Raw genomic sequence first — 25,899 nt, 5'->3', positions numbered from 1 at the left:
CCGAGATGACCGACGACCTCCTCCTCGATGCTTCCGACGCCGCCCGTGCTGATCGCGCGGCGACGCGCGTCGTGGTGGCCATGTCGGGCGGGGTGGATTCGTCCGTGGTGGCGGCACTGCTCGCCCGCGCCGGCTATGACGTGGTGGGCGTCACCCTCCAGCTCTACGACCATGGCGAGGCGGCGCACCGGCCCGGCTCGTGCTGCGCGGGGCAGGACATCTATGACGCCAGCGAAGTGGCGCGCACGCTGGGCATTCCGCACTACGTGCTCGATTACGAAAGCCGCTTCCGCGAGGAGGTGATCGACCGCTTCGCCGCGAGCTATGCGGCCGGCGTCACTCCCATTCCCTGCGTGGACTGCAACCGCACCGTCAAGTTCCGCGACCTGCTCGCCACCGCCGAGGAGCTGGGCGCGCGCTATCTCGCGACCGGCCATTATGTGGCGAGCCGCGCGCTGCCCGGCGGCGGGCGCGGCCTGTTCCGCGCGGCGGAAGAGGCGCGGGACCAATCCTATTTCCTCTATGCCACCACGGCCGCCCAGCTCGACAAGCTGCGCTTCCCCCTCGGCGAGATGCAGAAGGCGGACGTGCGGGCGCTCGCGGCCGAGTTCGGCCTGCCGGTGGCGGAGAAGCCCGACAGCCAGGACATCTGCTTCGTGCCCGGCGGCGATTATGCCGAGGTGGTGCAGCGCCTGCGGCCCGAAGCGGGCGAGGCGGGCGACATCGTGCATCTGGACGGCCGGGTGCTCGGCCGTCACAAAGGCGTGCTCCATTACACCATCGGCCAGCGCAAGGGCCTCGGCATCGCCACCCCCGAGCCGCTCTATGTGATCTCCATCGACGCCTCCCGGCGCGAGGTGCGGGTCGGCCCGCGCGAGGCGCTGGCGGTGCGGGCCATTTCCATGGCCGACGTGAACTGGCTGGGGGACATTCCCTTCGCCGCGGCGCTGGATGCCGAGGCCGAGGTCCATGTGAAGGTGCGGTCCACCCGTCCCCCGGTACCGGCGCGCCTCGGCCGCACGGCGGATGGCACCCCGGCCGTGCATCTCGCGCTCGGCGAGGAAGGCGTTGCGCCGGGGCAGGCCTGCGTGCTCTACGATGCCCCCGGCGCCGGTGCCCGCCTTCTGGGCGGCGGCACCATCGTGAAGGCGGAGCGGGTGGCGAAGGCGGTCGCAGAGGTCGCCTGAGGACGGGTTGCCCTCGGGGCTTGGGGCGGGAGAGACGGCACAATGGCGGTTCAGTACGATCTCGAAGGCCAGAAGAAGGCCTATGCCAAGTGGGCGCCCATCTACGACAAGGTCTATGTGAAGCTGCTGGCGGACGCCCAGCGCAAGACCTCCGCCGCCGCCGCCGCCTGTGGTCCCGACATTCTGGAAGTGGGCGTCGGCACCGGGCTGGTGCTGCCTTACTATCCCGCCGGCTGCCGCGTCACCGGCATCGACCTGTCCTTCCACATGCTGCAGAAGGCGGTGGAGAAGAAGGTGGAGCGGGGCCTGAAGCAGGTGGGCCTGCTCTGCGCCATGGACGCCTGCAAGCTCGGCTTCGCCGACCACAGCTTCGACGCCGTCACCGTGCCTTTCGTCATCACGCTGGTGCCCGACCCCGAGGGCGCGCTGGACGAGATGTACCGCGTGCTGCGGCCGGGCGGCGAGATCGTCATCGCCTCCAAGCTGGGTGCCGATGAAGGCGCGACCATGCATGTGGAGGCGGCCCTTGCCCCGCTGGTGAAGAAGATCGGCTGGAGCATCGCCTTCAAGGCCAGCCGCCTGCGCAACTGGGCGGCCAAGTATCCCGACATGGAAGTGGTGAGCATCGCCCCCGTCTTCCCCGTGGGCTTCTTCAAGATGGTGCGCATCAAGAAGAAGGCGGCCTGAGCCTTTTGGCCGCAAGTTCTGCCCACAAGCCTTCTGTTCACAGGGCGCGCGGGGATTCTTGACACCCGCGTGGCCCCGCCTCTATATGCGCGTCTCCTGACGCAACTTGCGTCGGATGTGTTGTGGCAGCGTAGCTCAGTCGGTGAGAGCGCCGGATTCATAACCCGGAGGTCGGTGGTTCAAATCCACCCGCTGCTACCATCCACCCCCTGCCTCCAAATTCTCTTCACGGCGCGACTTCATCGAGAAATGCGCGCACCGCCGCGCGTGTCTGCGTGGCCCGCCCCACCAGCAGATGGCCGCCGGTGTCGTAGGCAATGAGCCGCGCGCCGGGGATGCGCGCCGCCGCCACCTCCGCCGCCGGCAACGTGTTGAAGAGATCATCCCGCGCCGAGACGATGAGGGTGGGCGCGGTGATGCGCTCCAGCGGCAGCACCGGGTGCGGGCAGGCGCTGTCGAGACGGATGCCGGCCGCGCGCTCGGACACCGGCGCGATGGCGGCGGCGATCTTCAGCACCCGCGCCCGCTCGCTCTCCCCCGCCTCCTTCAGGAGCGCAGGCCGCACGCCCACGAAGCGGATCACCATCGAGGGGCCGAGGGCGCCGATGAGCCACCAGAAGAAATCGCCCCCGGCCTTCACGATGGCGAAGGCGAGGCGGCTTCCCCCGGTGGGGTCTGTCGCCACCGGGCTGTGCGGGGCGTCGAGCGCGGGCACCAGCAGCACCAATGCGCGGACCTTCTCGGGATGGCGCACGGCCAGTGCCGCCGCTGACCGCGCGCCGGCCGACAGGCCCATCACGATCACCTTGTCGAGGCCGAGATGGTCGAGCAAGTCGGCATGGGCATCCGCCTGCGCGGCGATGCCGCCGTCCGGCGCATCCACCGCTGCGGCGGGCGTGCCGGTGCGGAGATAGCCGAAGCGCGAGGGCGAGATGAGGCGGAAGCCGCCGCCCATCAGTTCGTCGGCGAAGAACAGGCCATGGTCGAACCCGCCGCCCGCGCCATGGATGGAGAGCAGAACCGGCCCCGCGCCCCGGTCGGCATACTCCACGGCGCCGCTCGGAAGCGCGGCCATCTCGCTGCCGGCGGCGACGCGCGCGAGCGCCTGCCGGTGGAACACTCTGAACCTTCGGGCGACCACCACGGCCAGCGCCAGCACGGCCGCGCCGGCGATAAGCGCAAAGATCAGGTCCATGAAGTCCCCCGCGGCTCCGGCCCGGCGACCGCCGGCCCGGTTGGCCGCGCGCGGACGCTTCCGCTATAGGTAGCCCGGCGCAGCCGCAGGGTCACGGCGCGCGAGGAGGGGCCATGACATTCACGCAAGCCGTTCGCAGCTGCCTCAGCCAATATGCCGGCTTTCAGGGACGGGCGCCCCGCAGCGAATTCTGGTGGTTCTGGGTATTCACCCTGCTGACGGAGATCGCGGCCTTCGTCATCGGCACCATGCTGCTCGCCGGGTCCATCACCGCGACGCAGGTCAGCGGTGGCCAGATCGATGCGTGGTATTTCTTTGCCGGGCCCAACTGGCTTTCGACCGTCGTCCACCTCGGCCTGATCCTGCCCTCGCTGGCGGTGGCCGTGCGGCGGCTGCACGATATCGGCCGCACCGGCTGGTGGTTCCTGATCCTGTTCATCCCGTTCGGCTTCTTCGTGCTCCTGTTCTGGTGGGTGCAGCCCTCCCAGCGCGAGCCCAATGTCTACGGGCCGCCGCTGCTGCCGGCGCGGTAAGCCTCGCGCCCAATCAAAAAGGCCCGCGCGCATCCTGCGGCGGGCCTTTTTCATGTCTGTGCGTCGATCGCTCGGGCTCAGGTCTCGTCCGCTCGCGTGCGGATCCACTCGATGATGCCGGAGAAATCCTTGCCCTCGTTCCCCTCCGCCGCGAAGGCGGTGTAGAGGGCGGTCGCCGCGGCGCCCAGCGCGGTGGCGGCGCCGGCCGTCTCGGCGGCTTCCTGCGAGAGCTTCAGGTCCTTCAGCATCAGCGCGGCGGCAAAGCCCGGCACATAGTTGCGATTGGCGGGGCTGGTCGGCACCGGGCCGGGCACGGGGCAATAGGTGTTGATGGACCAGCACTGACCGGAAGATGTGGAGGCCACGTCGAACAGCGCCTGATGGGAGAGGCCCAGCTTCTCGGCCAGCACGAAGGCTTCCGAGGCCGCGATCATCGAGATGCCGAGGATCATGTTGTTGCAGATCTTCGCCGCCTGGCCCGCGCCGGCGCCGCCGCAATGGACGATCTTCTTGCCCATCAGTTCCAGGATGGGCTTCGCCGCCGCGAACGCCTCGTCCGTGCCGCCCACCATGAAGGTCAGCGTGCCCGCTTCCGCCCCGCCGACACCGCCGGAGACCGGCGCATCTACGCTCGCGTGACCCGCCGCCTTGGCCGCCTCGTGGAAGGCGCGGGCGGAGGCGACATCGATGGTGGAAGAGTCGATGAAGAGCGTGCCGGGCTTCGCCGCCGCGAACAGGCCGTCCGCGCCGGTGGTGGCGCCCACCACATGCTTGCCGGAGGGCAGCATGGTGACGACCGCGTCGGCGGACGCCACCGCCGCTTTGGCGCTGTCGGCGATGGCGACGCCCTTGGCCTTCGCCGCCTCCAGCGCGGCCGGCACGAGGTCGAAGCCGGTGACAGTGTGGCCGGCCTTCACGAGGTTGGCGGCCATGGGCCCGCCCATGTTGCCGAGGCCGATGAATGCGATGGTGGCCATGATGGTTTCCTCCCGAATTGGGTGCCGCCGGTGCAGCTATCGATGGTTTTCGCCGCCGTCATGGCCGGGCTTGTCCCGGGCATCCACGTCGTGCCGCCTGCACGACCGCAGACGGGGCGCCCGGCCTCTCCACGTGGATGCCCGGGACAAGCCCGGGCATGACCGCAGACGCCGCGCGTAAGACGCGCCCTCAGTTCCCCTGCGCGATCAGCGCGCGGGCGACGATGAGGCGCATGATCTCGTTGGTGCCTTCGAGAATCTGGTGAACCCTGAGGTCGCGCACGATCTTCTCGATGCCATAGTCGGCGAGGTAGCCGTAGCCGCCGTGCATCTGCAGGGCATCGTTGGCCACCTCGAAGCCGCGATCGGTGGCGATGCGCTTGGCCATGGCGCAGAGCTGCGTCGCGTCCGGCGCCTTGGCATCCAGCGCGGACGCCGCGCGCCACAGGAAGGTGCGGGCGCATTCCAGCTCGGTCGCCATGTCGGCGAGGCGGAATTGCAGCGCCTGGAACTCGTCGAGGCGCTTTCCGAACGCCTTGCGCTCGCGCATGTAGGACAGCGCCTTTTCCAGCGCCGCCTGCGCCCCGCCCAGCGAGCAGGCGCCGATGTTCAGCCGGCCGCCGTCGAGCCCGGCCATGGCGATCCTGAAGCCCTCGCCTTCCTCGCCCAGCCGGTTCTCCACCGGCACGCGCACGCCCTCGAAGGTGACGGTGCGGGTGGGCTGCACGTTCCAGCCCATCTTGCGCTCATTGGCGCCGAAGGAGAGGCCCGGCGCGCCCGCCTCGATGACGAGGGTGGAGATGCCCTTCGGCCCGTCGCCGCCGGTGCGCACCATCACCACATAGATGTCGGCGGAGCCGGCGCCGGAGATGAACTGCTTCTGGCCGTCGACGATGTAATGGTCGCCGTTCCGCACCGCCTTCGTCTTCAGCGCCGCCGCGTCCGATCCCGCGCCGGGCTCGGTGAGGCAGTAGGAGGCGAAATGCTCCATCGAGGCGAGGCGCGGCACCCATTGCCTGCGCTGGGTGTCGTCGCCGAAGCGGTCGATCATCCAGGTCGACATGTTGTGGATGGAGAGATAGGCCGAGGTGCCGGGGCAGCCGGTGGCGAGCTGCTCGAAGATGAGCGCCGCATCGAGGCGGGTGAGGCCGGAGCCGCCCACGTCCTCCCGCACATAGATGCCGCCCATGCCGAGCGCGGCGGCAGCGCGCAACTGCTCGACGGGGAAGTGCTTCTTCTCGTCCCACTCCACGGCATAGGGCGCGATCTGCTCATTGGCGAAATCGCGCGCCATGTCCCGGATGGCGATCTGGTCCTCGGAGAGCGTGAACATGTAGGGGGCGCCTTCGTGCGAGCCATCCAGTGCCCGCCGAGATATGCGCCCGACGGACCCGCCGATGCCAGAGCCGCCCCGCCCTGAGGACGGAGCGGCCGATCCGGCGTGTCAGCCCATGGTGGGGATCACGAAGTCCGCGCCGTCCTTGATGCCCGAGGGCCAGCGGGAGGTCACGGTCTTGGTCTTGGTGTAGAAGCGCACGCCGTCCGGGCCGTGCTGGTTCAGGTCGCCGAAGCCGGAGCGCTTCCAGCCGCCGAAGGTGTGGTAGGCGAGCGGCACCGGGATCGGCACGTTGATGCCCACCATGCCCACGTTCACCTTGGAGGCGAAGTCACGGGCGGCATCGCCGTCGCGGGTGAAGATGGCGACGCCGTTGCCATACTCATGCTCGGTGGGAAGGCGCAGGGCCTCCTTGTAGTCCGGCGCGCGCACCACGGAGAGCACGGGGCCGAAGATCTCTTCCTTGTAGATGCGCATGTCGGCGGTCACATGGTCGAACAGGCAGCCGCCCATGTAGAAGCCGTTCTCATAGCCCTGCATCTTGAAGCCGCGGCCATCCACCAGCAGCTTTGCGCCCTCCTGGACGCCGAGGTCCACATAGCCGCGCACGCGCTCCAGCGCCTCGCGGGTGACGAGGGGGCCGAAGTCGGCGGAGCCGTCGGTGGACGGGCCGATCTTCAGGTTCTCGACACGGGGAACGAGCTTCTCCAGCAGCTTGTCGGCCGCCTCGGGGCCCACCGGAACCGCCACGGAGATGGCCATGCAGCGCTCGCCGGCGGAGCCGTAGCCGGCGCCGATGAGGGCGTCCACGGCCTGGTCCATGTCCGCGTCGGGCATGATGATCATGTGGTTCTTGGCGCCGCCGAAGCCCTGGATGCGCTTCCCGTTGGCCGCGCCGCGGGCATAGATGTACTGGGCGATATTGGACGAGCCGACGAAGCCGATGGCGTGGACATCGGGATGGTCGAGAAGGCCGTCCACGGCCTCCTTGTCGCCGTTCACCACATTGAGGATGCCGGGGGGCAGGCCGGCTTCCAGCATCAGCTCGGCGAGGTGCATGGGTACGCCGGGATCGCGCTCGGACGGCTTCAGGATGAAGGCGTTACCGCAGGCGATGGCCGGGCCGAACTTCCACATGGGGATCATGGCCGGGAAGTTGAACGGCGTGATGCCGGCCACCACGCCCAGCGGCTGGCGCATGGAATAGATGTCGATGCCCGGGCCGGCGCTGTCGGAGAAATCGCCCTTCATCAGGTGCGGGATGCCGATGGCGAACTCGATCACCTCAAGGCCGCGCTGGATGTCGCCGCGGGCGTCGGGAACAGTCTTGCCGTGCTCGCGGGCGAGCAGATCCGCCAGCATGTCGTAGTCGCGGTGCACCAGCTCCAGGAACTTCATCAGCACGCGGGCGCGGCGCTGGGGATTGGTGGCGGCCCAGGCGGGCTGCGCGGCCTTGGCGTTGGCTACGGCGGCGTTCAGCTCGTCCTTGGAGGCGAGGGCCACGTGGCCGACCACATCGCCCGTCATGGGCTGGTAGACGTCGGCGAAGCGCCCGGACGTGCCGGCAACGTGCTTGCCGCCGATGAAATGGCCAATCTCGCGCATGATGCGGTTCCTTCTTGGGAAAAACGTTTCCAGACGAGGGACGCCGTTTTGGGACGACGTTCGTTGGCCGGCACACTGCCCTATCTTTTTGTGCACAGCTACGGCAATCTCCGCACCATTGATGTGCGCCCTTTCACAGTCCTGAGAGCCATGCCCGGCGGCGATTTCGAGTGGTCCGACCTCACCTTCTTCCTCGCGGTGGCGCGGGCCGGGCGGCTCACGGTGGCGGCGGCGCGGCTGAAGGTGGAGCACTCCACCGTAAGCCGGCGCATCGCCGCGCTGGAGACGGCACTGGGGGCGAAGCTGTTCGACCGGCGCCCCCATGGCTATGCGCTGACCGCCGCCGGGGATCGCCTGCTCGCCGCCGCCGAAGGCATGGAGACGCTGGCGCTTTCCGCGCAGGGCGAGATCGCCGGATCGGACCTCGGCGTCTCCGGCACGGTGCGGATCGGGGCGCCGGATGGCTTCGGCACCTTCTTCCTCGCCCCGCGCATCGGGGCGCTTTCGGATCTGCACCCGGAGCTGGACATCCAGCTCCTCGCCATGCCGCGCTTGTTCTCCCTGTCGAAGCGCGAGGCGGACATCGCCATCTCGCTGTCCCGGCCGAAGGAGGGGCGGCTCCATGCGAGGAAGCTCACGGACTATCGGCTCGGCCTCTATGCCGCCCGCGCCTATCTGGAGAAGCATGGCGCCATCGACAGCCGCGCCGCGCTCCAGCGCCACCGTTTCATCGGCTATGTGGACGACCTGATCTATGCGCCCGAGCTGGATTACGTGCCGCTGGTGGCCAAGGACCTCAGGGTGCGGCTGAAAAGCTCCAGCCTCGTCGCCCAGATGACGGCGACGCGCGCGGGTGCCGGCGTGTGCGTGCTGCCCTGCTTCATGGCCGACCTGTTCGCAGGCGAGGGGCCGGAAGGGCTGGTGCCCATCCTGCCCACGGAGGTGGGCCTCACGCGCACCTTCTGGCTCCTCACCCACGCCGACACGCGCGACCTCGCCCGCATCCGCGTGGCCGCCGACTTCATCGCCGAGGCGGCGCAGAAGGGCAGGGGCGTGCTGATGCCGGGCTGAAAGCGGGCGCTACTTCAGGCGCCAGTATTGGTCGGACGGCCCTCCGGCCACCTCGCACGGCGCGAGCTGGAGGGGCGCGCCGTTGGCAGTGGCTGGGGTGCCGCGCACATCGAGACACAGGCCGGACAGCTTGTGGCGGATCAGACCCTCTTTGGTGAACTGCCACTGCTGGTCGGTGGTCGAGCCATTGGGGTTCCGCCCCGACATCTCGCAATCATAAAGGATCAGCGCCGTGCCGGCCTTGATGCCGGGGGCGCCGGGCACGTCGATGCACTTGCCGGAGAGGGCGTTGCGGATGAAGCCCTGGGGCAGGATTTCCCACATCTGGTCGGTGGGCGACCCGTTGGGGTTCAGCGCGGAGAACTCGCAGGTATAAAGGATCAGCGGGGAGCCGTTCTTGACGCCGGGTGCACCCGAGACATCGATGCACTTGCCCGAGAGCTGGTTGACGATGAACCTGCCCTGCGCGCTTACCTCGCCCGCGCAGAAAATCCCCGCCGTCGACAGAGCGGCGGCGAACAGCCAGTTTCCGAACTTCATGAAATCCCCCATCCCGGCCGTGAAGCCCGACCCTTGTTCCCCGTCGAGCCTGACCGTAACGTCATTCTCACAGCAGGGGGCGGGCGGGCGCAATATGCTCCGCACCTTGACTGGCTCCCCCTCTCCCCCTATACGAGCCGCTTCCCGATAGAGCGGGTGAGTGCACGCGGGTCTTCTGGCCCCGACGCGTTCCCCGCGCCATACGAAGAAAAAAGGACTTTCGCCATGTCCCGGCGGTGTGACCTGACCGGCAAGGGGGTTCAGAGCGGCAACCTCGTGAGCCACTCGAACCGCAAGACCAAGCGCCGGTTCCTGCCGAACCTGTGCAACGTGACGCTGGAGAGCGAGACGCTGAAGCGTTCCGTGCGCCTGCGCGTCAGCGCCAATGCGCTGAAGAGCGTGGACCACCGCGGTGGTCTCGACGCCTTCCTCGCCAAGGCCCGCGACGAGGAGCTGTCTCCCGTCGCCCTCGACCTCAAGCGCCAGATCGCCAAGGCCGTTGCGGCCGCTGCCGCGGCCTGAGCTTTCGGCTTTCCGAGACGTTTTGAACCGCGGACGGCAACGTCCGCGGTTTTTCGTCGTGGGTGCGCTCCTCAGGGAAGGGGCGTGCCGCCGCCCGCGTTGCGCCCGGCCACGGCCCAATAGGCAAGGCCGCCGCCGGCCCCGGCGATGAGGAGGTCCATCGTCACCCGCGCCAGCAGCGGATCGCCGAGAGAATCGGTGACGAGGGAGAAGCCCAGCCAGCCTGCCGCGGCCCAGATCGCGCCGGCCGCCACATGAGCCAGCGGGTGGCGCAGGCTTTTCCGCTCCGAGATGGCCATCCACACCAACGCCGGCGCAAGTCCGCACACGGCCGCCAGCAGGTAGGCGAAACCGGCGGACGCGATCGCCACGCCATAATACAGCGCCAGCCCCTCGGACGCGCCGGGCGCGGGCGCCACGCGGTCCATGGCGGCGCCCACGAGCGGCAGCAGGCTTACGGTGACGAGGACGGACGCGAGATAGGCCAACGCCAGACGACCCGTGCGCCGGGCCGCACCGGGGGCGTCGGCGGCGGGGCTCATCTGGGGGGCGACTCAGGGGACGGCGGCGACAGGTCCGGCCGGTGCGGCGGCGGGGGCAGGGCGCCGGCCCGCTCGGCGGGGGAGCGCAGGATGGGCTTGAAGAAGCCCGCCGTGGAGCCCGCCACCAGCCAATAGGCGAGCCCGCCGGCAAGGCCCGCCGCCACCACATAGAAGGGATCGCCCGCCACCGCCGGTGCGCCATCGCTGGGCGAGAAGAGCTGGGCGCCGATCCAGGCCGAGACCACGCCGTTGGCGACGTGGAACATCCACGAGCGGATGGCGAAGGCCTCCGAGAACAGGATGCCCACCGCCGCCACCAGCCACATGAGCATCAGCAGCAGGAACAGCACCACGACAGTGGTGACGATGGCGATGATGATGCCCCACGCCCGTATATTGGGATCGTCGGCGCTGAACAGCGTGCCGATGCGCCATTCGCCTATGAGGATCACGCACGCCCCGGCGATCACCGACGCGAAATAGCCGAGCGGTACCAGAACGAAGCGCAGCAGCAGGCGGACGAGGTTGTCCATGGGTTCAGGCGGTCTCGGGCATGTGGCAGACGGCTTCCACGTTCAGCCCGTCCGGGTCGAACACGAAGGCCCCGTAATAATTGGGATGATAGTGCGGGCGCAGGCCCGGTGCGCCATTGTCCCGCGCACCGGCGGCCATGGCGGCGGCGTAGAAGGCGTCCACTACCGCGCGGTCTTTCGCTGCAAAGGCCAGATGCAGGTGCCCGGTGGCGACCGGCGCATCGCCGATCCAGAAGTCCGGCTTGCCGGAGCCGATCACGCCGAAGCCGATATAGGTATGCCCGCCCGGCGGGCTCGCCTCCATGAGGATGCCGTAGCCAAGGGGCGCCAGCGCCGCGAGGTAGAAGGCGCGGGAGCGCGACACGTCGCGCACCGAGATCCCCACATGGTCGAGCATGGCACGCGTCTCCGGAAAGGGGTGGGGGGCTAATCCTCTGCCTGGGCCATCATGGCGCGATAGGCAAGGCGCTCGCGGGCGGTGAGCTTCTCGCTCTCGCTCTTGAGCTGGCCGCAGGCGGCGAGGATGTCGCGTCCGCGCGGCGTGCGCACGGGGCTCGCATAGCCGGCGCGGAACACGATGTCCGAGAAGCGCTCGATGGTCTCCCAGTCCGAGCACTCATATTGCGTGCCGGGCCAGGGATTGAACGGGATGAGGTTGATCTTGGCCGGCACGCCTTCCAGCAGCTTCACCAGCGCGCGGGCGTCGGCTGGCGAGTCGTTCACGCCCTTCAGCATCACGTATTCGAAGGTGATGCGCTTGGCGTTGGAGGCGGCCGGGTAGGTGCGGCAGGCCTCCATCAGCTCCCTGATGGGGTATTTCTTGTTGATGGGCACCAGCACGTCGCGCAGATCGTCGCGCACCGCGTGCAGCGAGATGGCGAGCATGGGGCCGACCTCGGAGCCCAGCCGCTCGATCTCCGGCACCACGCCGGAGGTGGAGACGGTGATGCGCCGTTTGCCGAGGCCGAGGCCGTCGCCGTCCGAGAGGGTCTCGATGGATTCCTTCACGCTGTCATAGGCATAGAGCGGCTCGCCCATGCCCATGAAGACGATGTTGGTGACGAGCCGGTCGCCCTCGGTGGGCAGGCCGGGGCCGACGGCACGCTCGCGGCCGGGATAGTCGCCCAGCCGGTCACGGGCCACCATCACCTGCGCCACGATCTCTGCCGCGGTGAGGTTGCGCACCAGGCGCTGGGTGCCGGTGTGGCAGAAGGAGCAGTTGAGCGTGCAGCCCACCTGCGAGGAGACGCACAGCGTGCCGCGGTCGCTCTCGGGGATATAGACCGTCTCGATGTCGTGTGGCCGCTCGCCGGGATGATCGGCCGGGAAGCGCAGCAGCCACTTGCGGGTGCCGTCCTGCGAGACCTGCTCGGCCACGATCTCGGGGCGGGCGAGGGTGTAGGCCTCCTCCAGCCGCGCGCGCAGGTGCTTGGAGACGTTGGTCATCTCCGAGAAGTCCAGGGCGCCGCGCAGGTAGATCCAGTGCCAGAGCTGGTTGACGCGCATGCGCCGCTCCGAGCCCTTCACGCCGATGGCGTCGAGCGCGTCGCCCAGCTTGTCCCGGTCGAGGCCGACGAGGGACGCGCGCGCAGGCGCCGGCGCGGCCTCGGGAGCCATGGTGGGCATGGCGGTTTCAGGCGTGAGCGTGGCTTCAGGCATGGTTTCGGACGTGGGCATCATCCGCCACACATAATCCCTCGCGGCCCACCTTTCCACGGGAAGAATGCGGGAGCCGTCCCGCGTCCGCCTCAGGGCTTGGTCGGGCCGGCCCCGTCGCCCTCGGCGAGCAGCGCCTTCAGCCGGGCCTCCTCGGCCGCCGAAAGGCGCGGCGCCGGGGGCGCGGCGCTGCGGCGGCGCATGGCGAGGATGGCGCCGAAGCCGCCCAGCAGCAGCACAAGGATCGGCGCGCCCCATAAAAGCGCGTTGCGCCAGGACATGCGCGGGCGGAGCAGCACGAACTCGCCGTAGCGGGCCACCATGAAGTCCAGCACCTGGCTGTCGCTGTCGCCCGCCTTCAGCCGCTCGCGCACGATGATGCGCAGGTCTTTGGCCAGCGGGGCGTCGGAATCGTCGATGGACTGGTTCTGGCAGACCATGCAGCGCAGTTCCGCCGAAATGGTCCGCGCCCGGCTCTCCATCACCGGATCGCCCAGCACCTCGTCCGGCTGCACGGCGAAGGCCGGGGCGCCGAGGGCGAGCAGGAGGAGGAAGGAGGCGAGGCGCGTGCGCGTGTTCCGTGCCATACCCGTCTACTCCGCCGCCGTGGGGACGGCGCCGGGCGCAAGCCGCTTGCGCGCGTCGAGCACTTCCATGGCCACGATCCGCCCTTCGGCATCGAAATCGAGGACAATGCCGGGCGAGACTTCCTCGCTCTCCACGATGGCGCCCGTGGCAAAGCGGACGAACATGGCGTCCGTCTCTTTATCGTAGTCCACTTTCATGGCCGTCGCGCTCCGCGGTCGAAAAAGACGGTCACAACGAAGATGTCCGTCTCGTCGGGTCGATATACCACGCGCAGGATGCGGCCGCCGCGCTCGGCAATGGCGGCATAGGAGCGCCGCAGCGTGGGATCGTTTGGATCCTCCACATCCCAGTCCGGCGCGGCGAGGGTTCGCTCGATCCACGCGGAGGCGATATCGCGCTCGCGCATGACCACCTCGGCATGCTGCGCGAGCCGTATGCGCGGCGCCACAGCCTACTCCGCCGGCGCCACGGCTTGCCGCTGCTTCTTCGCCGCCGGGCGTGGTGCGCCGACCCTCAGGCGCCGGTCGGCGAGGGAGAGCACGCCGCCCAGCGCCATCACCACCGCGCCGAGCCAGATCAGCGTCACGAACGGCTTGAAGGTGGCGCGGACGGAGACGTGGCCGTCGGCGGCTTCCTCGGCCATGCTCACATAGAGCTGGCTGAAGCCGAAGGTGCGCAGGCCCGCCTCGGTGGTTGCCATCTGCCGCGCGGCGAAGGTGCGGCGGGAGGCTTCGACGGTGCCTTCCGGGACGCCGCCGTCGCGGATGGAGAACACGGCGGTGCGGGCGCGGAAGTTCGGCCCGGTGCGGTTTTCCAGCCGGTCGAGGGTGAGGGTGCGCGAGCCGATGGTGATGGTGTCGCCCAGCTTCACCGCGGCGATCTTCTCAAGGCTCCATGAGGTCTCGCAGACGATGCCGAGCAGGCACACGCCCACGCCGAAATGGGCGATGGCCGTACCATAGGCCGAGCGGGGCACGCCGGCGAGCCGGGCCAGAGCCACCTTCGCCCCCACCCGGCCGAGGCCGGCACGTTCGGCGAGGTCGGTCAGGGCGCCGAGCATGATGAAGGCGGCAAGGCCCACCGCCAGCGGCGCCAGCACCGGGCCGCCGGTGGTCGCCGCCGCCGTCACCACTGCCGCCACGATGGCGAGGCCGGCGGCGAGCATCAGCCGCTGCGCCGCGCCCAGGATGTCGCCCCGCTTCCAGGCCAGCAGCGGGCCGAACGGCATGGCGAAGATGAGGGGCAGCATCAGTCCGCCGAATACCAGATTGAAGTAGGGCGGGCCGACCGTGATCTTGGCGCCGGTGAAGGCTTCAAGCGCCAGCGGATAGAGCGTTCCCACCAGCACCGCCGCCGCCGCTGCGGTGAGGAACAGGTTGTTGAACACCAGCGCCCCCTCCCGCGAGATGGGCGCGAACAGGCCGCCCTGCTTCAGCTCGGACGCGCGGAAGGCGAACAGCGCGAGCCCGCCGGCGATGAAGAAGGTGAGGATGCCGAGGATGAACACGCCGCGCGCCGGATCGGTGGCGAACGCATGCACGGAGGTCAGCACGCCCGAGCGCACCAGGAAGGTGCCCACCAGCGACAGCGAGAAGGCGAGGATGGCGAGGAGGATGGTCCACACCTTCAGCGCGTCGCGCTTTTCCATCACCACGGCGGAATGCAAGAGCGCGGTGGCGGCGAGCCACGGCATGAGGGAGGCGTTTTCCACCGGGTCCCAGAACCACCAGCCGCCCCAGCCCAATTCGTAATAGGCCCAGTAGGAGCCGACCGCGATGCCCAGCGTGAGGAATACCCAGGCCGCCAGTGTCCACGGCCGCACCCAGCGCGCCCAGGCGGCGTCGATCCGCCCCTCGATCAGCGCCGCGATGGCGAAGGAGAAGGAGATGGAGAGCCCCACATAGCCGAGATAGAGCAACGGCGGGTGGATGGCGAGGCCGGGGTCCTGGAGGATGGGGTTGAGGCTGCGCCCCTCGGCCGGCGGCGGCACGATGCGCGCGAACGGGTTGGAGGTGAACAGGATGAAGGAGAGGAAGGCCGACGCCACGGCGCCCTGCACCGACAGCACCAGCGCCTTCAGCCGGTCCGGCAGGTTGGCACCGAACACCACCACCAGCGCGCCGAAGATGGCGAGCACGAAGACCCACAGCAGCATGGAACCTTCGTGATTCCCCCAGGTGGAGGTCACGCGGTAGATGAGCGGCATCTGGGAGTGGGAATTCTCCACCACGTTCACCACCGTAAAGTCGGAGGTGACGTAGAGCTGCACCAGCGCGCCGAACGCGAAGGCGACGAAGCCGAACAGCGCGAGGGCGATCGGCCCTGCCGACCCCATCAGCACCGCATCGCCCCGCGTCGCGCCCCAGCCGGGCAGGATCACCTGCGCGAGGGCCAGCGCGAAGGCGAGGGCGAGGGCGTATTGTCCGATCTCGGCGATCATGGCCTCAGCTCCCGGGCTGGCGGGTTGAGGGGGAAGCGGCGCCCGGCGCGGGCGCGCCGTCCTTCCACAGACCCTGCTGCTTCAGCGCGTCGGCGACCTCGCGGGGCATGTATTTCTCGTCGTGCTTGGCGAGCACGCTGTCGGCCTTGAACTGGCCGTCCGGCTGCAACGCGCCCTCGGCCACCACACCCTGACCCTCGCGGAACAGGTCCGGCAGGATGCCCTGATAGGCGACCTTCACCGCGGCGTTGCCGTCGGTGATGGAGAAGGTGGTGAGCGTGCCGGCCTTCACCACGCTGCCGGTCTCCACCAGCCCGCCGAGTCTGAGGCGGGCGCCCGGCGTCACCTGCTTCTGCGCCACCTCGGTGGGGGTGCGGAAGAAGACGATGGTGTCGTTGAGCGCCGAGAGGATGAGGCCGGCGGCGAGCGCGAGCACGCCGAGTCCGGCGCCGATGAGGATCAGCCTGCGCTGCTTGCGCGTCATCCTTTTCCTCCTGTCGGCAGGGCCTTCTCCGCCGCGTCGAGACGGGCGAGGGCCGCCGGATCGTCCTTGAAGGCGGCGCGCGCCGTCTTGAGTGCGGCGTCCGCCTTGTCCTTGTCGCCGAGCACGCCGTAGGCGCGGATCAGCCGCTCCCAGCCGTCGATGTCGTTCGGCTCCTTGTCGAGCCGGGCGGCGAGACGGTCCACCATGCCACGTATCATGGCGTTCCGGTCCTGCGGCGACATTTGGGCGGCCGCATTGACATCGGCGGCACCGGGACCCGGTGTCGCAGGGGAGGCGGCTGCGGGCGGAGCCGTGCCGCCGACCCGGGCCAGCGCCTCCGCCACCACGGGCCGGTAGGGGGCCGAAGCCGGCGTGCGGGCAAGCAGCTCGCTCCAGATGCGCGCCGCATCCTGCGCCCGGCCGTCCTGCTCGGCGGCGAGGCCGAGGAAATAGGCGGCGCGCGGCTCGTCCGGGTTCAGCGCGAGCGCGGCGGCGAAGGCCTTGGCGGCGTCTGCGGTGACGAGGCCGTCCGCCGCCACGACAAGCGCGTCGCCGCGTGCCGACAGGCGCTCGGCGGTGGGGCCGAGGATGCGGATGGCTTCACCGTAGGCGCGGGCGGAATCCTCCGGCCGGCCAAGGCGCAGATAGATGGGGGCGAGGATTTCATAGCCCTGCCCGTCATTGGGGTTCTTCTGGAGGTGCTCCTCCACGCGGCGCACCAGGATCGCGACGTCGCTGCGATCCGGCGCCGCCGACAGGCGCTCGGCGAGGGGGGCGCCGGGGATGCCGGGCGAGCCCATGAAAGCATAGAGCGCGGCGGCACAGACCGGCACGAAGACCAGCGCCACGATGGCTGCCGCGCGCCGGCGCCGGCCGGCGACCGCAGGGTCGGCGGAGGCGGCATCGGCCGCTGCGTCGGCGGCCAGCATCCGCCGGGCCACCTCGATGCGCGCGGCCTCCGCCTCGGCGGCGGGCAGGCGGCCGGACTTGGCATCGCGGGCAAGCTCGGCCAGCTGGTCGCGATAAACCGCGAGGTCCGCCTCCCGTGTCGCCTTCATGGTGCGGGCGCGCGACAGCGGCCACAGCACGGCGAGGGCCGCGACGGCGGTCATGAGGGCGAGGGCCGTGAACAGAGGGAGTGGGATCATCACCTGCGAGCCGTTAGCGGCTGACGATCGTCGTGCATAGGTCACACGCCGTCCCAGCGGCGCGGAGCCGCAGGCGATCAGGCATTCGTGACCGATCCACGCCAGATCGACACCGCTCGGGCGATCCGGTACACCAACCCGAAGTGCGCCGCATCGTGCAGCGCAGCAGGAGGAGATGGGGATGGGCCTGTTCGATCAGATGGCGGGCAGCATGCTCTCCAACATGCTCGGACGCGCCGGTCCGGAGGGCGCCGGCGCCCTCATCGACACGCTGCTCAGCGGCCCCATGGCCTCGGCGCTACCCGGCATCCTCGACGGCGCTCTGGCGAAGACGCCTTATGGCAGCATCGAGGGCGTGCTGGCGCAACTGCACGAGGCAGGGCTTGCCCACGAGGTGGAGAGCTGGCTGTCCACCGGCCCCAACGTGCCGGTGAGCGCGGACGAGATCGTCAACGCGCTCGGCGCCGAACCCCTCACCGCCATCGCGAACGGGCTGGGCCTCCAGCCGGAAATGCTGCCGGAACTCCTGGCCAAGCACCTGCCGGCCATCATCGACCGCTTCAGCCCCAACGGCGTGCTGGAACTTCCCGGGCGGTGATTGCCCGGCCAGTGACGATCGGGACGGTGATTGCTGGGACGGGCTGGACCCGTCCCTTCCGCATCACCTGAACGCGTTCAGCGGCATCCGCTCAGCCCACGTCGTTCAGCCCACGTCGCTCAACCGACGTCGTTCACTTGCACTCCTGCGCCACCCGATCGATGGCCTGGCCGAGGCCGACCAGCGAATATTTGTCGGTGGTCACGTTGCCGCGCAGGGAGGTGGAGGCAACCGTGAGGTCCTTGCCGCGCTTCATGGCTTCCACGAGCTTGGATTCGTCCGCCACGTTGCGCACCCAGGCGCCCTGATCCTTCGTGTAGAGCTGGAGCGTCGCGTTGCCGACCGTCAGGGTGGCGTCCGAGCCCTCCTTCAGGGGGAAGCCCATGGTGACGGTCACTTCGTTCTTCACGTTCTCACCGGGACGGGTGGAGATGAAGAAATAGGCCGGATCGCGCTTCAGGCCCTCGGGCGCGCGGGTCTTCGGCTGGGAGATGGCGTAGCAGACCTTCGGGCTGGAGGTGGAGACGTAGACGCTCCAGTCGCCGAACTGCGCCACCGCTTTCGACTGAGGCTGACCCTGCGCGACGGCCGGGACGGCTGCGGCGCAGGCGAGGAACACGCCCAGGAGTGCAGGATGGACACGAGGAAGCGTCATGGCTTCTCCTAAATCGCTGGGGCCCTTTAAGGCAATCGGACTTCAGGCTGGCCGCCGGCTGTCGGGTAGCGAGGCAGGCGGTCAAAAAAATGGCGGGGTGGTCTTGCGTTTTCCTAACCCAAAGGCTCGGCTCCGCTCAATGCGCCGGACGTGCGAAGCCGCCCGATTCGTTGCGCCATGGGACTTTGCGAGACTGTCCGGCCGCTCGGTGAAGCGCAAGGCGCAGGGATCGTAAGGGGCCGGTGCCGTCGCGGAAGGGCGTGTTTACCCCGTGCTTCCGCCCGTTTGGGTTAATTTTTGGTAATCCGATCCCGTCACGCGGGAGAGAAGGAGCGTTCATGAAAGCGGTGGTGTGCGCGCGCCATGGTGCCCCCGAAACCCTCGAGATTCGCGACCTGCCGCAGCCGGTGCCCGGTCCCGGCGAGGTTCTGGTGAAGGTCGCGGCCATCGGCCTCAACTTCTTCGACACGCTCATCATCCGCGATCTCTACCAGGTGAAGCCCGAGCTGCCCTTCTCCCCCGGCGCGGAATATGCCGGCCATGTGGCGGCGCTGGGCGCGGGCGTGACCGGCTTTGCCGTGGGCGACCGGGTATGCGGCTATCAGACCTACGGCGCGGCGCGCGCGTATGTCGCGGCACCGGCCCAATTCCTCGCCAAGGTTCCGGACGACGTCGACCTCGTGAAGGCTGCCGGCCTCATCGTCACCTACGGCACGGCGCTCTATGCCCTCAGGGACCGCGGTGAACTGAAGGCCGGTGAGCGGCTGGCTGTGCTCGGCGCCTCGGGCGGCGTCGGGCTTGCGGCGGTGGAACTCGGCCGGGTGCTCGGGGCGCGCATTATCGCCTGCGCCTCCTCGCCGGAGAAGGTGCGCTTCGCCCTGGAGCATGGCGCGGACGAAGGCTTCGACTATGCCTCCGGCGACCTCAAGGCCGCGCTCAAGGCGTTCGGCGGCGAGAAGGGGCTGGACGTGATCTACGACCCCGTGGGCGGCGACATGGCGGAGCAGGCCCTGCGTGCGCTGGGCTCACTCGGCCGCTTCCTGGTGGTGGGCTTCGCCGCGGGCGAAATCCCGAAGATCCCGCTCAACCTGCTGCTGGTGAAGAATTGCGACATGCGCGGCGTCGCCTTCGGTGCCCATGCCCGGGCCAATCCCGGCTGGCTGCGCGACGCGGTGGCCGAACTGATGGGCTATGCCCGCGACGGGCGCATCTCCGCGCACGTGGACAAGACCTTCCCGCTGGAACACTGCGCCGAGGCCCTCGGCGAGATTTCCGGGCGCCGGGTGAAGGGCAAGGTGGTGCTGACCGTGGCGGACTGAAGCTCAGGCCGGGTGGCCATCCTCCCCGCTCGCCTGATGGTCGGGATCGAGGGCTGCCTTGGCCGCTTCATAATGCTCGGGCTTCACGTGGCCGGAGAGCAGCTTCAGCGCGCCCATCAGCACGGCCGCATCGTCGCCGAAGCCCACGAGCGGCAGGAAATCCGGCGCGATGTCGAACGGCAGGACGAAATAGGCCAGCGCGCCGAGCAGCGTCGCCCGCACGCGCAGCGGCGTCTCGCGGTCGAAGGCGGCGTAATAGCTCGCCACCGCGTCCTCGGCGAAGGGGACGTGGCGGGCGGCGCCGCGCATCTTCTTCCAGAAGCCCTTGCGGACGCTGGCCTCGTCTTGCGCGGCCTTGTCCCGCTCGGCGCCCGAGAGGCGGTCGAAATCGTCGGAGTTCAGCGTGTGCGTGGTCATGCCAATGAAATGGGGACCGCGCACAGCGCTGCAAGAGGCGGGTCGTCCTACAGAGGGGCGCCCTACAGGAGAGGGTAGGCCGCTTCGACGAGGTAGGGGCCGCCGCCCACCGAATCCCGCGAGGAGAACAGCACGAAGCGCGGCACGTGGAACGGCGGGGTGCGGAAGGAGCCGCGCGCGGCAAGGTAATCCGCCACCTGCCGTGAGGACGCGTCGCGCAGCCGGGCGAGGGTGACGTGGGGCTTGTAGTTGCGCTCGGCACCGAGGCCGAGCCGCTGCATGATGCGCTCCTGCTCGGCCTGCAATTCCATGAGCGCCGCATTGGCCTTCACCGCCGCGAACACGGCGCGCGGCTTGTGGCCGCCAAACTGGTCCAGCCCGTCCAGCGCGATATCGAAGGCCGGGCGGCGCACCTGCCCGAGCATCAGCATGATGTCGCGGCCGGTGGCGTCGTCCACGTCGCCGATGAAGCGCAGGGTGACGTGATAGTTCTCGGAATCGATCCAGCGCGCGCCGGACAGCCCGCCTCGCAGCATGGAGAGGCCGAGCCCCACCTCGGGGGGGATCTCGATGGCGGTGAACAGTCGCGGCATTGAACCCTCCGCGATGGCCGGCGGAACGGGGCCGGTCTCACGAGGAACCGCGGCGCAACCGCGGGCCCAACGCTTCCAGTGAAGGAGATTCGCGCGCCGAAGGAAAGGGCTCTGCCCCGTCTTCGGCGGCGCTGAAACAAACCGCCCGGCCGAAGCCGGGCGGAATGTCTAGGGCTCAGCGCTGGCCGGGCCGCGGGCGGTTCTGCGGCGCCGCCCGCTGCTGCGGAATGGCCCGCGGCTGCGGACGCATCTGCTGGGGCCTCATCTGCTGCGGCCGTTGCTGAGGCCGCATCTGCTGGGGCCGCTGTTGCGGGCGCATCTGCTGCGGCCTTTGCTGGGGTCGCATCTGCTGGGGCCGCTGCTGCGGGCGAACCTGTTGCGGCCGGTTCTGCGGCCGCACGTTGGCGGGCCGGTTGGCCGGCCGGTTCGGCTGGACCGACGGCCGGTTGGGCCGGTTGGGACCCGCGTTCGGATAGCCGGGCCGGTTCGGGCCGGCATTCGGATAACCGGGACGGTTCGGTCCCGCGCCCGGAACACCGGGCTGGCCGGGACGGCCTGGACGACCGGGTCCGACGCCGGGAGTGCCGGGATATCCGGGACGTCCCGGACCCACGCCGGGCTGGCCGGGGATATTGCCGGGCATGCCGGGGCGACCGGGACGGCCGGGTCCGACGCCGGGAGTGCCGGGATATCCGGGACGACCCGGTCCCGCCCCGGGATAGCCCGGACGGCCAGGCGTGCCGGGAACGACGGGCATACCTGGACGGCCGGGACCAACGCCGGGTCCACCGGGATAGCCGGGTGTGCCGGGACGGCCCGGACCACCGGGATAGCCTGGACGGCCGGGGGCTCCGGGAACAAGCGGCATCCCAGGACGGCCGGGACCAACGCCGGGTCCACCGGGATAGCCGGGCGTGCCGGGACGGCCCGGACCACCGGGATAGCCCGGACGGCCGGGGGCTCCGGGAACAAGCGGCATACCGGGACGGCCAGGACCGACGCCCGGTCCACCGGGATAGCCGGGCATTCCGGGACGGCCGGGTCCACCGGGGCCACCCGGTCCTCCGGGTCCGCCAGGCCAGCCAGGACGACCGGGTCCACCCGGTCCACCCGGTCCACCCGGCCAACCGGGACCGCCGGGGCCACCAGGACCACCGGGCCAGCCCGGACGACCGGGACCTCCGGGGCCACCCGGCCAGCCGGGACGGACCGGCGGCGGGAAGCCGGGACGGCCGGGAACCCACGGTCCCGGACCCCATGCCGGCGGACGGCCACCCCAGCCCGGACCCCAGTAGGGCGGGCGCACCCAGCGCGGCGGCACGACCCACACCGAGTTCCACGGTCGGTTGTTCCAGCCCCAGTTGTTGTTCCAGTAGGAGCCGACCAGCACGCCGGCACCGAACGCGAGCGCACCGGTGGCGAAGGTGGTGAAGACCTCGGAGCTGTCATAGGCCGGCACGTAGATCCGCTCGGGATCGGCCGGCTGGATATAGATGGTGCGCGCGGGGCCGCTGCCGCCGCTGCTGGCGGGGACTTCCTGCGTCGTCACCACCTGCTGCGGCGTCGTCTGCAGATTGCCGACGGCCTGCGCCTTGGCGCGCAGCATCTGGATGGTGTTGGACACGTCCTGCGGCTGGGTCGAGAAGGCGAGGCCGAGGGATTCCGACCATTCCATGTGCTCATGGAGGAGCGTGACCACGTCCGGGAAGCGGACCAGCGCCTTCACCGAGGAATCCCAGTTGAAGGCATCCACCGCCGTGAAGTTGCGCTCCTGCACGAGGCCGGGATTGGCGACGATCCAGTTGTAGGCTTCCACCAATTGTTCCGGGAACAGGGTCGCCGGGAACAGGATGGCGAGCAGCGGGTCCGGATAGAGCGCCACCGGGCCGAGCAGATATTCGAGCTCGCTGAGCGAATAGGCCGGCTGCACCTGATCGCCCGGCTGGGGCGGCGGCAGCGGCTGGCCCTGCGGCGGCGGGACGGCGCCGGGCTGGACGGCCGGAGGCCCTCCCTGCGGATAGCCCTGTGCGCCCTGCGGGCCGGGAGGCGGGGTCTGGGCGAGGGCGGGATAAATGGTGGACCAGCCGAACACCGCCGCGAGTGCGATGCGCGAGAGGTTTCCCGTCCGCCCCTTGACGCAGTTTCTTACGGATATGCCACCCATGCGGCCCTCCTTGTGGCGGCGCTTTGACCCTAGGTTAGATCCGCGGGCGCCGTCGTTCCTTGATGTTGCTCTATTTTCTCGGGGTGTCTGCTCAGGGCAGGGGCACGAGGATTTCGATCTCAAGGGCCTCCGGGGAGGCGGTCAGGAGGTCGGTACGGTAACGCTCGATATAGAGGTCGTTCTGCTCGACGTTCTTTTCGTCGAGATAATTGGCGATCTGCTCGTAGGTGTTGTCCATGTCGCCGAACGAGCCGGTATGGACGAACCGCAGAACCTTGCCCGCGAAGGAGCCGCCGAGCTTCATGGGCTCCGCCGGCTTCTGCGTTGTGGTGCCGGAGAACGGCACCTGCACCTCATAGTCGAAGCCGCGGTCGTCGCTGGTGGTGTACATGACGAACACTTGGCCGGCCCGCGTCAGGCCCAGCCGCTTCAGCTCGGTGTCGGCCTTGCGGACGGCCTCCACCAGCTTGTCATAGGCGTCCTCCCATGAGGACGAGCCCGAGAGCGTCAGCACCGGCACGGGCGACAGCGTCAGTTCGTCCGGCGCAAAGGTAGATGCGGCGGGCGCGCCGGGTGTGACGGGGGTCGTTTCCACCTTCTTCGGGTCCACCACCGGCGGCGGGGTCAGCGTGTCCTGCCCCTTCTGCGGGGCATCCTTCTGCGGCGCATCCTTCTGCGGCGCATCCTTCGGCGCCTGCGCGACCGCGGGAGCCACCAGCGCCATCATGAGCCCGAAAACAACCGCCGCCCGTCCGAGCCTCGTCCCCCAAACGCCCGTCATCGTCCATCCTCCCGCGGGCCGAAGGGCCGCGACGCACTCTGTCTAGCATGTTCTCATGGCGCAGTTCGGCGTGATTGCGGCGGGTTGCGGGCGGCGCGGGGGTGGTGTGATGGACGGAACGGCGCCATATAGGGCAAAGACCTTGTCGGACAGCCCCGGACGCCCGTGAACCCGCTCAGCCACCGCCCCTTCGTGAAGATGAACGGTCTCGGCAACGAGATCCTCGTCCTCGACCTGCGCGCCGATCCGGTGGAGGTGCCGCCCGCCGCCGCGCGGGCGCTGGCGCGGCCTTCCGTGCTGCCGTTCGATCAGGCCATGGTGCTCTATCCCCCGCGCCGCGACGACACCGCCGCCTTCGTACGCATCCTCAACAATGACGGCTCGCTTTCCGCCGCCTGCGGCAACGGCACCCGCTGCATCGCCGCGCTGGAGGCCGAGCGCACCGGCACGCCCCACGTCCTGTTCGAGAGCGAGGCGGGGCTGTTGGACTGCACCGTGCGTCCGGACGGGCAGGTGAAGGTGGACATGGGCGCCCCCCGCCTCAGCTGGCGCGACATTCCGCTGGCTCAAGACGTGGGCGATACCGCCTCCGTCCTCGTGCCCGGCTTCGAGACTCTCGGGCCGGCGGTGATGGTGAGCATGGGCAACCCCCACGCCATCTTCTTCGTCCCCGACGCGGACGCCATGGATGTGGAAGGCCTCGGCGCCGCGCTGGAGCACCATCCGCTCTTCCCCGAGCGCGCCAACATCTCCTTCGCCAGCCTCACCGCGCCGGATCGCATCCTGCTGCATGTGTGGGAACGCGGCGCCGGCCGCACGCGGGCCTGCGGCACCGCCGCCTGCGCCACCGGCGTCGCCGCCGTTCGCACCGGCCGCACCGGCCGGGCCGTCACGGTGACGCTGCCCGGCGGGCCGCTGGAGATCGAATGGCGCGAGAGCGACGGCCACGTGCTGATGACCGGCCCCGTGGAGCACGAGTTCGCCGGCACCCTCACCCCTGCCATGCTGGGGGAGGCCGCCTGATGGCGGAGGGGCCGGGCGTGCAAGCCAGCGTGGAAGTGGTCAATTTCGGCTGTCGCCTGAACGCGCTGGAAGGTGACGGTATCGCCCGCGCCGCTGCGGCCGCGGGGCTGGAGCGCGCCTTCGTGGTGAACACCTGCGCCGTGACGGCCGAGGCCGTGCGGCAGGCGCGGCAGGCCATCCGCCGTGCCCGTCGGCGCGATCCGTCCCTCCGCATCGTCGTCACCGGATGCGCCGCCCAGACCGAGCCCGCCACCTTCGCCGGCATGGACGAGGTGGACCTCGTGCTCGGCAATGCGGCCAAGACCGGCGTCGAGACGTGGGCGGGCGCCCGCCAGATGCTCGCTTCCCGCCTCGATTTCGGCATCAGCGCCGAGCAGAAGGTGCAGGTCCAGGACATCTCCGCGGTGCGCGAGGCGACGCCGCATCTCGCCGACCGGTTCGAGGGGCATACGCGTGCCTTCGTGGAGGTGCAGAACGGCTGCGACCACCGCTGCACCTTCTGCATCATCCCGTTCGGGCGCGGCCCCTCGCGCAGCGTGCCCATGGGCGCGGTGGTGGCGCAGGTGGCGCGGCTCGTCGCAAGCGGCCATGGCGAGGTGGTGCTCACCGGCGTCGACCTCACCGCCTATGGCGCCGACCTTCCGGGCGCGCCGACCCTCGGGCGGCTGGTGCGGGCGGTGCTGGCCGGCGTGCCGGAGCTGAAGCGGCTGCGCCTCTCCTCCATCGACGCGGTGGAGGCGGATGCCGAACTGATGCGCGCCCTCGCCGAGGAAGAGCGGCTGATGCCGCATCTCCACCTCTCGCTCCAGTCCGGCGACGACCTCATCCTGAAGCGCATGAAGCGCCGCCACAGCCGGGCCGAGGCGCTCGCCTTCATCGCCGCGCTGCGGCAGGCGCGGCCGGACGTGGTGCTGGGCGCCGACATCATCGCCGGCTTTCCCACCGAGACCGAGGCGCAGGCCCGCGCCACGCGCGATTTCGCGGAGGAGGCGGGCCTCGCCTTCCTCCACGCCTTCCCCTATTCCGCCCGACCGGGCACGGCGGCGGCCCGCATGCCCCAACTCGCCCCGGCGCTGGTGGCCGAGCGCGCGGCGCGGCTGCGCGAGACCGGGGCAGGGCTGCTGCGCCGGCACCTGTCGGCCGAGGTCGGCCGCCGCCGCACGGTGCTGGTGGAGGCCGGCGGGCGCGGACATACCGAACATTTCACCCCGGTGCGCCTCTCGGGCGCGGCCGTGCGCGGCAGCCTCGCCGATCTGAGGATCGCCGGGCACGACGGCGCGCGGCTCATCGCGGCGTGACACATTT

At 69.8% G+C, this 25,899-nt stretch carries 29 protein-coding genes and 1 tRNA gene; 10 read left to right on the top strand and 20 right to left on the bottom strand.

The features are described 5' to 3' along the window. Positions 1–5 precede the first annotated feature (5 nt). From mnmA to V5F74_RS17950, 3 genes are all read left to right on the top strand, one after another. Positions 6–1,187 (top strand): tRNA 2-thiouridine(34) synthase MnmA, encoded by a 1,182-nt coding sequence (mnmA, locus tag V5F74_RS17960; protein ID WP_038192966.1) that lies wholly within the window; start codon positions 6–8, stop codon positions 1,185–1,187. A gap of 42 nt (positions 1,188–1,229) precedes the next feature. After that, positions 1,230–1,874: a class I SAM-dependent methyltransferase gene (locus V5F74_RS17955; protein WP_029556835.1), complete on the top strand. Its 645-nt coding sequence runs from the start codon at positions 1,230–1,232 to the stop codon at positions 1,872–1,874. A gap of 124 nt (positions 1,875–1,998) precedes the next feature. Continuing rightward, positions 1,999–2,075 (top strand) — tRNA-Met (locus V5F74_RS17950). 25 nt (positions 2,076–2,100) lie between these two features. Here the strand turns inward: V5F74_RS17950 and V5F74_RS17945 are convergent. After that, entirely contained in the window at positions 2,101–3,069 is a 969-nt protein-coding gene (locus V5F74_RS17945) for an alpha/beta fold hydrolase (protein WP_051678973.1), read from the bottom strand. 113 nt (positions 3,070–3,182) lie between these two features. Between V5F74_RS17945 and V5F74_RS17940 the strand changes: the two genes are divergently transcribed. After that, entirely contained in the window at positions 3,183–3,602 is a 420-nt protein-coding gene (locus V5F74_RS17940) for a DUF805 domain-containing protein (RefSeq protein ID WP_029556837.1), read from the top strand. A 77-nt stretch (positions 3,603–3,679) separates the two neighbouring features. On the opposite strand, the gene mmsB is transcribed toward V5F74_RS17940, so the two are convergent. The 3 genes from mmsB to V5F74_RS17925 all read right to left on the bottom strand — a co-directional run bounded on the left by mmsB (position 3,680) and on the right by V5F74_RS17925 (position 7,520). Then, the gene (mmsB, locus tag V5F74_RS17935; RefSeq protein ID WP_029556838.1) at positions 3,680–4,579 is read right to left on the bottom strand and encodes a 3-hydroxyisobutyrate dehydrogenase; all 900 of its coding nucleotides are present in this window, start codon (positions 4,577–4,579) and stop codon (positions 3,680–3,682) included. 190 nt (positions 4,580–4,769) lie between these two features. Next, complete coding sequence (locus V5F74_RS17930) at positions 4,770–5,912, bottom strand: isobutyryl-CoA dehydrogenase (protein ID WP_250165084.1); 1,143 nt, start codon at positions 5,910–5,912, stop codon at positions 4,770–4,772. A gap of 111 nt (positions 5,913–6,023) precedes the next feature. Beyond that, positions 6,024–7,520, bottom strand: a complete 1,497-nt coding sequence (locus V5F74_RS17925) for a CoA-acylating methylmalonate-semialdehyde dehydrogenase (RefSeq protein WP_250165085.1) — start codon at positions 7,518–7,520, stop codon at positions 6,024–6,026. Between the two features lie 150 nt (positions 7,521–7,670). On the opposite strand from V5F74_RS17925, the gene V5F74_RS17920 reads away from it, so the two are divergent. Continuing rightward, the gene (locus V5F74_RS17920; protein WP_250165086.1) at positions 7,671–8,591 is read left to right on the top strand and encodes a LysR family transcriptional regulator; all 921 of its coding nucleotides are present in this window, start codon (positions 7,671–7,673) and stop codon (positions 8,589–8,591) included. A 9-nt stretch (positions 8,592–8,600) separates the two neighbouring features. Here the strand turns inward: V5F74_RS17920 and V5F74_RS17915 are convergent, their stop codons facing one another. Continuing rightward, complete coding sequence (locus V5F74_RS17915) at positions 8,601–9,131, bottom strand: RICIN domain-containing protein (protein ID WP_250165087.1); 531 nt, start codon at positions 9,129–9,131, stop codon at positions 8,601–8,603. A 225-nt stretch (positions 9,132–9,356) separates the two neighbouring features. On the opposite strand from V5F74_RS17915, the gene rpmB reads away from it, so the two are divergent. Then, positions 9,357–9,653: a 50S ribosomal protein L28 gene (rpmB, locus tag V5F74_RS17910; RefSeq protein ID WP_024277232.1), complete on the top strand. Its 297-nt coding sequence runs from the start codon at positions 9,357–9,359 to the stop codon at positions 9,651–9,653. Between the two features lie 71 nt (positions 9,654–9,724). Here the strand turns inward: rpmB and V5F74_RS17905 are convergent, their stop codons facing one another. From V5F74_RS17905 to ccmI, 10 genes are all read right to left on the bottom strand, one after another. After that, positions 9,725–10,195 carry a hypothetical protein gene (locus tag V5F74_RS17905; protein WP_394009565.1) on the bottom strand — a complete coding sequence of 157 codons (471 nt, stop codon included), beginning with the start codon at positions 10,193–10,195 and terminating at the stop codon, positions 9,725–9,727. Continuing rightward, positions 10,192–10,728, bottom strand: coding sequence for a hypothetical protein (locus V5F74_RS17900; RefSeq protein ID WP_394009563.1), 537 nt, complete (start codon positions 10,726–10,728; stop codon positions 10,192–10,194). Before V5F74_RS17900 ends, V5F74_RS17905 begins: the two co-directional genes overlap by 4 nt. A 4-nt stretch (positions 10,729–10,732) precedes the next feature. Continuing rightward, positions 10,733–11,125 (bottom strand): VOC family protein, encoded by a 393-nt coding sequence (locus V5F74_RS17895; protein ID WP_250165090.1) that lies wholly within the window; start codon positions 11,123–11,125, stop codon positions 10,733–10,735. 29 nt (positions 11,126–11,154) lie between these two features. Next, positions 11,155–12,408 (bottom strand): 23S rRNA (adenine(2503)-C(2))-methyltransferase RlmN, encoded by a 1,254-nt coding sequence (gene rlmN, locus V5F74_RS17890; RefSeq protein WP_394009560.1) that lies wholly within the window; start codon positions 12,406–12,408, stop codon positions 11,155–11,157. Positions 12,409–12,476: 68 nt separating this feature from the next. After that, positions 12,477–12,971, bottom strand: coding sequence for a cytochrome c-type biogenesis protein (locus V5F74_RS17885; RefSeq protein ID WP_394009558.1), 495 nt, complete (start codon positions 12,969–12,971; stop codon positions 12,477–12,479). 6 nt (positions 12,972–12,977) lie between these two features. Then, positions 12,978–13,169, bottom strand: a complete 192-nt coding sequence (locus tag V5F74_RS17880) for a DUF2283 domain-containing protein (protein ID WP_374251677.1) — start codon at positions 13,167–13,169, stop codon at positions 12,978–12,980. Continuing rightward, complete coding sequence (locus V5F74_RS17875; RefSeq protein ID WP_029556849.1) at positions 13,166–13,420, bottom strand: DUF4258 domain-containing protein; 255 nt, start codon at positions 13,418–13,420, stop codon at positions 13,166–13,168. Before V5F74_RS17875 ends, V5F74_RS17880 begins: the two co-directional genes overlap by 4 nt. Before the next feature lie 3 nt (positions 13,421–13,423). Then, complete coding sequence (locus V5F74_RS17870; protein ID WP_250165093.1) at positions 13,424–15,412, bottom strand: heme lyase CcmF/NrfE family subunit; 1,989 nt, start codon at positions 15,410–15,412, stop codon at positions 13,424–13,426. Positions 15,413–15,416: 4 nt separating this feature from the next. After that, the gene (gene ccmE, locus V5F74_RS17865; RefSeq protein WP_029556851.1) at positions 15,417–15,896 is read right to left on the bottom strand and encodes a cytochrome c maturation protein CcmE; all 480 of its coding nucleotides are present in this window, start codon (positions 15,894–15,896) and stop codon (positions 15,417–15,419) included. Then, positions 15,893–17,044 carry a c-type cytochrome biogenesis protein CcmI gene (gene ccmI / locus V5F74_RS17860; RefSeq protein WP_029556852.1) on the bottom strand — a complete coding sequence of 384 codons (1,152 nt, stop codon included), beginning with the start codon at positions 17,042–17,044 and terminating at the stop codon, positions 15,893–15,895. Before ccmI ends, ccmE begins: the two co-directional genes overlap by 4 nt. Positions 17,045–17,225: 181 nt before the next feature. Between ccmI and V5F74_RS17855 the strand changes: the two genes are divergently transcribed. Next, on the top strand, positions 17,226–17,642 hold the full coding sequence (locus tag V5F74_RS17855; RefSeq protein WP_024277241.1) for a YidB family protein: 417 nt from the start codon (positions 17,226–17,228) through the stop codon (positions 17,640–17,642). Positions 17,643–17,775: 133 nt separating this feature from the next. Here the strand turns inward: V5F74_RS17855 and V5F74_RS17850 are convergent, their stop codons facing one another. Next, on the bottom strand, positions 17,776–18,297 hold the full coding sequence (locus V5F74_RS17850) for an invasion associated locus B family protein (RefSeq protein ID WP_024277242.1): 522 nt from the start codon (positions 18,295–18,297) through the stop codon (positions 17,776–17,778). Positions 18,298–18,635: 338 nt separating this feature from the next. Here V5F74_RS17850 and V5F74_RS17845 point away from each other — a divergent pair, with 338 nt between their 5' ends. Continuing rightward, positions 18,636–19,616: an NADPH:quinone oxidoreductase family protein gene (locus V5F74_RS17845; RefSeq protein ID WP_250165096.1), complete on the top strand. Its 981-nt coding sequence runs from the start codon at positions 18,636–18,638 to the stop codon at positions 19,614–19,616. A 3-nt stretch (positions 19,617–19,619) separates the two neighbouring features. Here the strand turns inward: V5F74_RS17845 and V5F74_RS17840 are convergent, their stop codons facing one another. The 4 genes from V5F74_RS17840 to V5F74_RS17825 form a co-directional block, all read right to left on the bottom strand. After that, positions 19,620–20,033 (bottom strand): YkvA family protein, encoded by a 414-nt coding sequence (locus V5F74_RS17840; RefSeq protein ID WP_394009553.1) that lies wholly within the window; start codon positions 20,031–20,033, stop codon positions 19,620–19,622. 62 nt (positions 20,034–20,095) lie between these two features. Then, entirely contained in the window at positions 20,096–20,626 is a 531-nt protein-coding gene (gene thpR / locus V5F74_RS17835) for an RNA 2',3'-cyclic phosphodiesterase (protein WP_024277245.1), read from the bottom strand. Between the two features lie 175 nt (positions 20,627–20,801). Then, positions 20,802–22,790, bottom strand: coding sequence for a DUF3300 domain-containing protein (locus tag V5F74_RS17830; protein WP_394009551.1), 1,989 nt, complete (start codon positions 22,788–22,790; stop codon positions 20,802–20,804). Positions 22,791–22,881: 91 nt separating this feature from the next. Continuing rightward, positions 22,882–23,571: a GyrI-like domain-containing protein gene (locus V5F74_RS17825; protein WP_394009549.1), complete on the bottom strand. Its 690-nt coding sequence runs from the start codon at positions 23,569–23,571 to the stop codon at positions 22,882–22,884. A 165-nt stretch (positions 23,572–23,736) separates the two neighbouring features. On the opposite strand from V5F74_RS17825, the gene dapF reads away from it, so the two are divergent. After that, the gene (gene dapF, locus V5F74_RS17820; RefSeq protein WP_394009548.1) at positions 23,737–24,594 is read left to right on the top strand and encodes a diaminopimelate epimerase; all 858 of its coding nucleotides are present in this window, start codon (positions 23,737–23,739) and stop codon (positions 24,592–24,594) included. Further along, positions 24,594–25,892, top strand: coding sequence for a tRNA (N(6)-L-threonylcarbamoyladenosine(37)-C(2))-methylthiotransferase MtaB (gene mtaB, locus V5F74_RS17815; protein WP_394009546.1), 1,299 nt, complete (start codon positions 24,594–24,596; stop codon positions 25,890–25,892). The genes dapF and mtaB overlap by 1 nt, the downstream gene beginning before the upstream one ends. Positions 25,893–25,899: the final 7 nt, after the last annotated feature.

This window comes from Xanthobacter aminoxidans (genome assembly GCF_043193615.1).
Classification (GTDB): Bacteria; Pseudomonadota; Alphaproteobacteria; order Rhizobiales; family Xanthobacteraceae; genus Xanthobacter; species Xanthobacter aminoxidans.
Note: the sequence above shows the minus strand (reverse complement) of the source record. Positions and strands in the feature narration are given on the sequence as shown.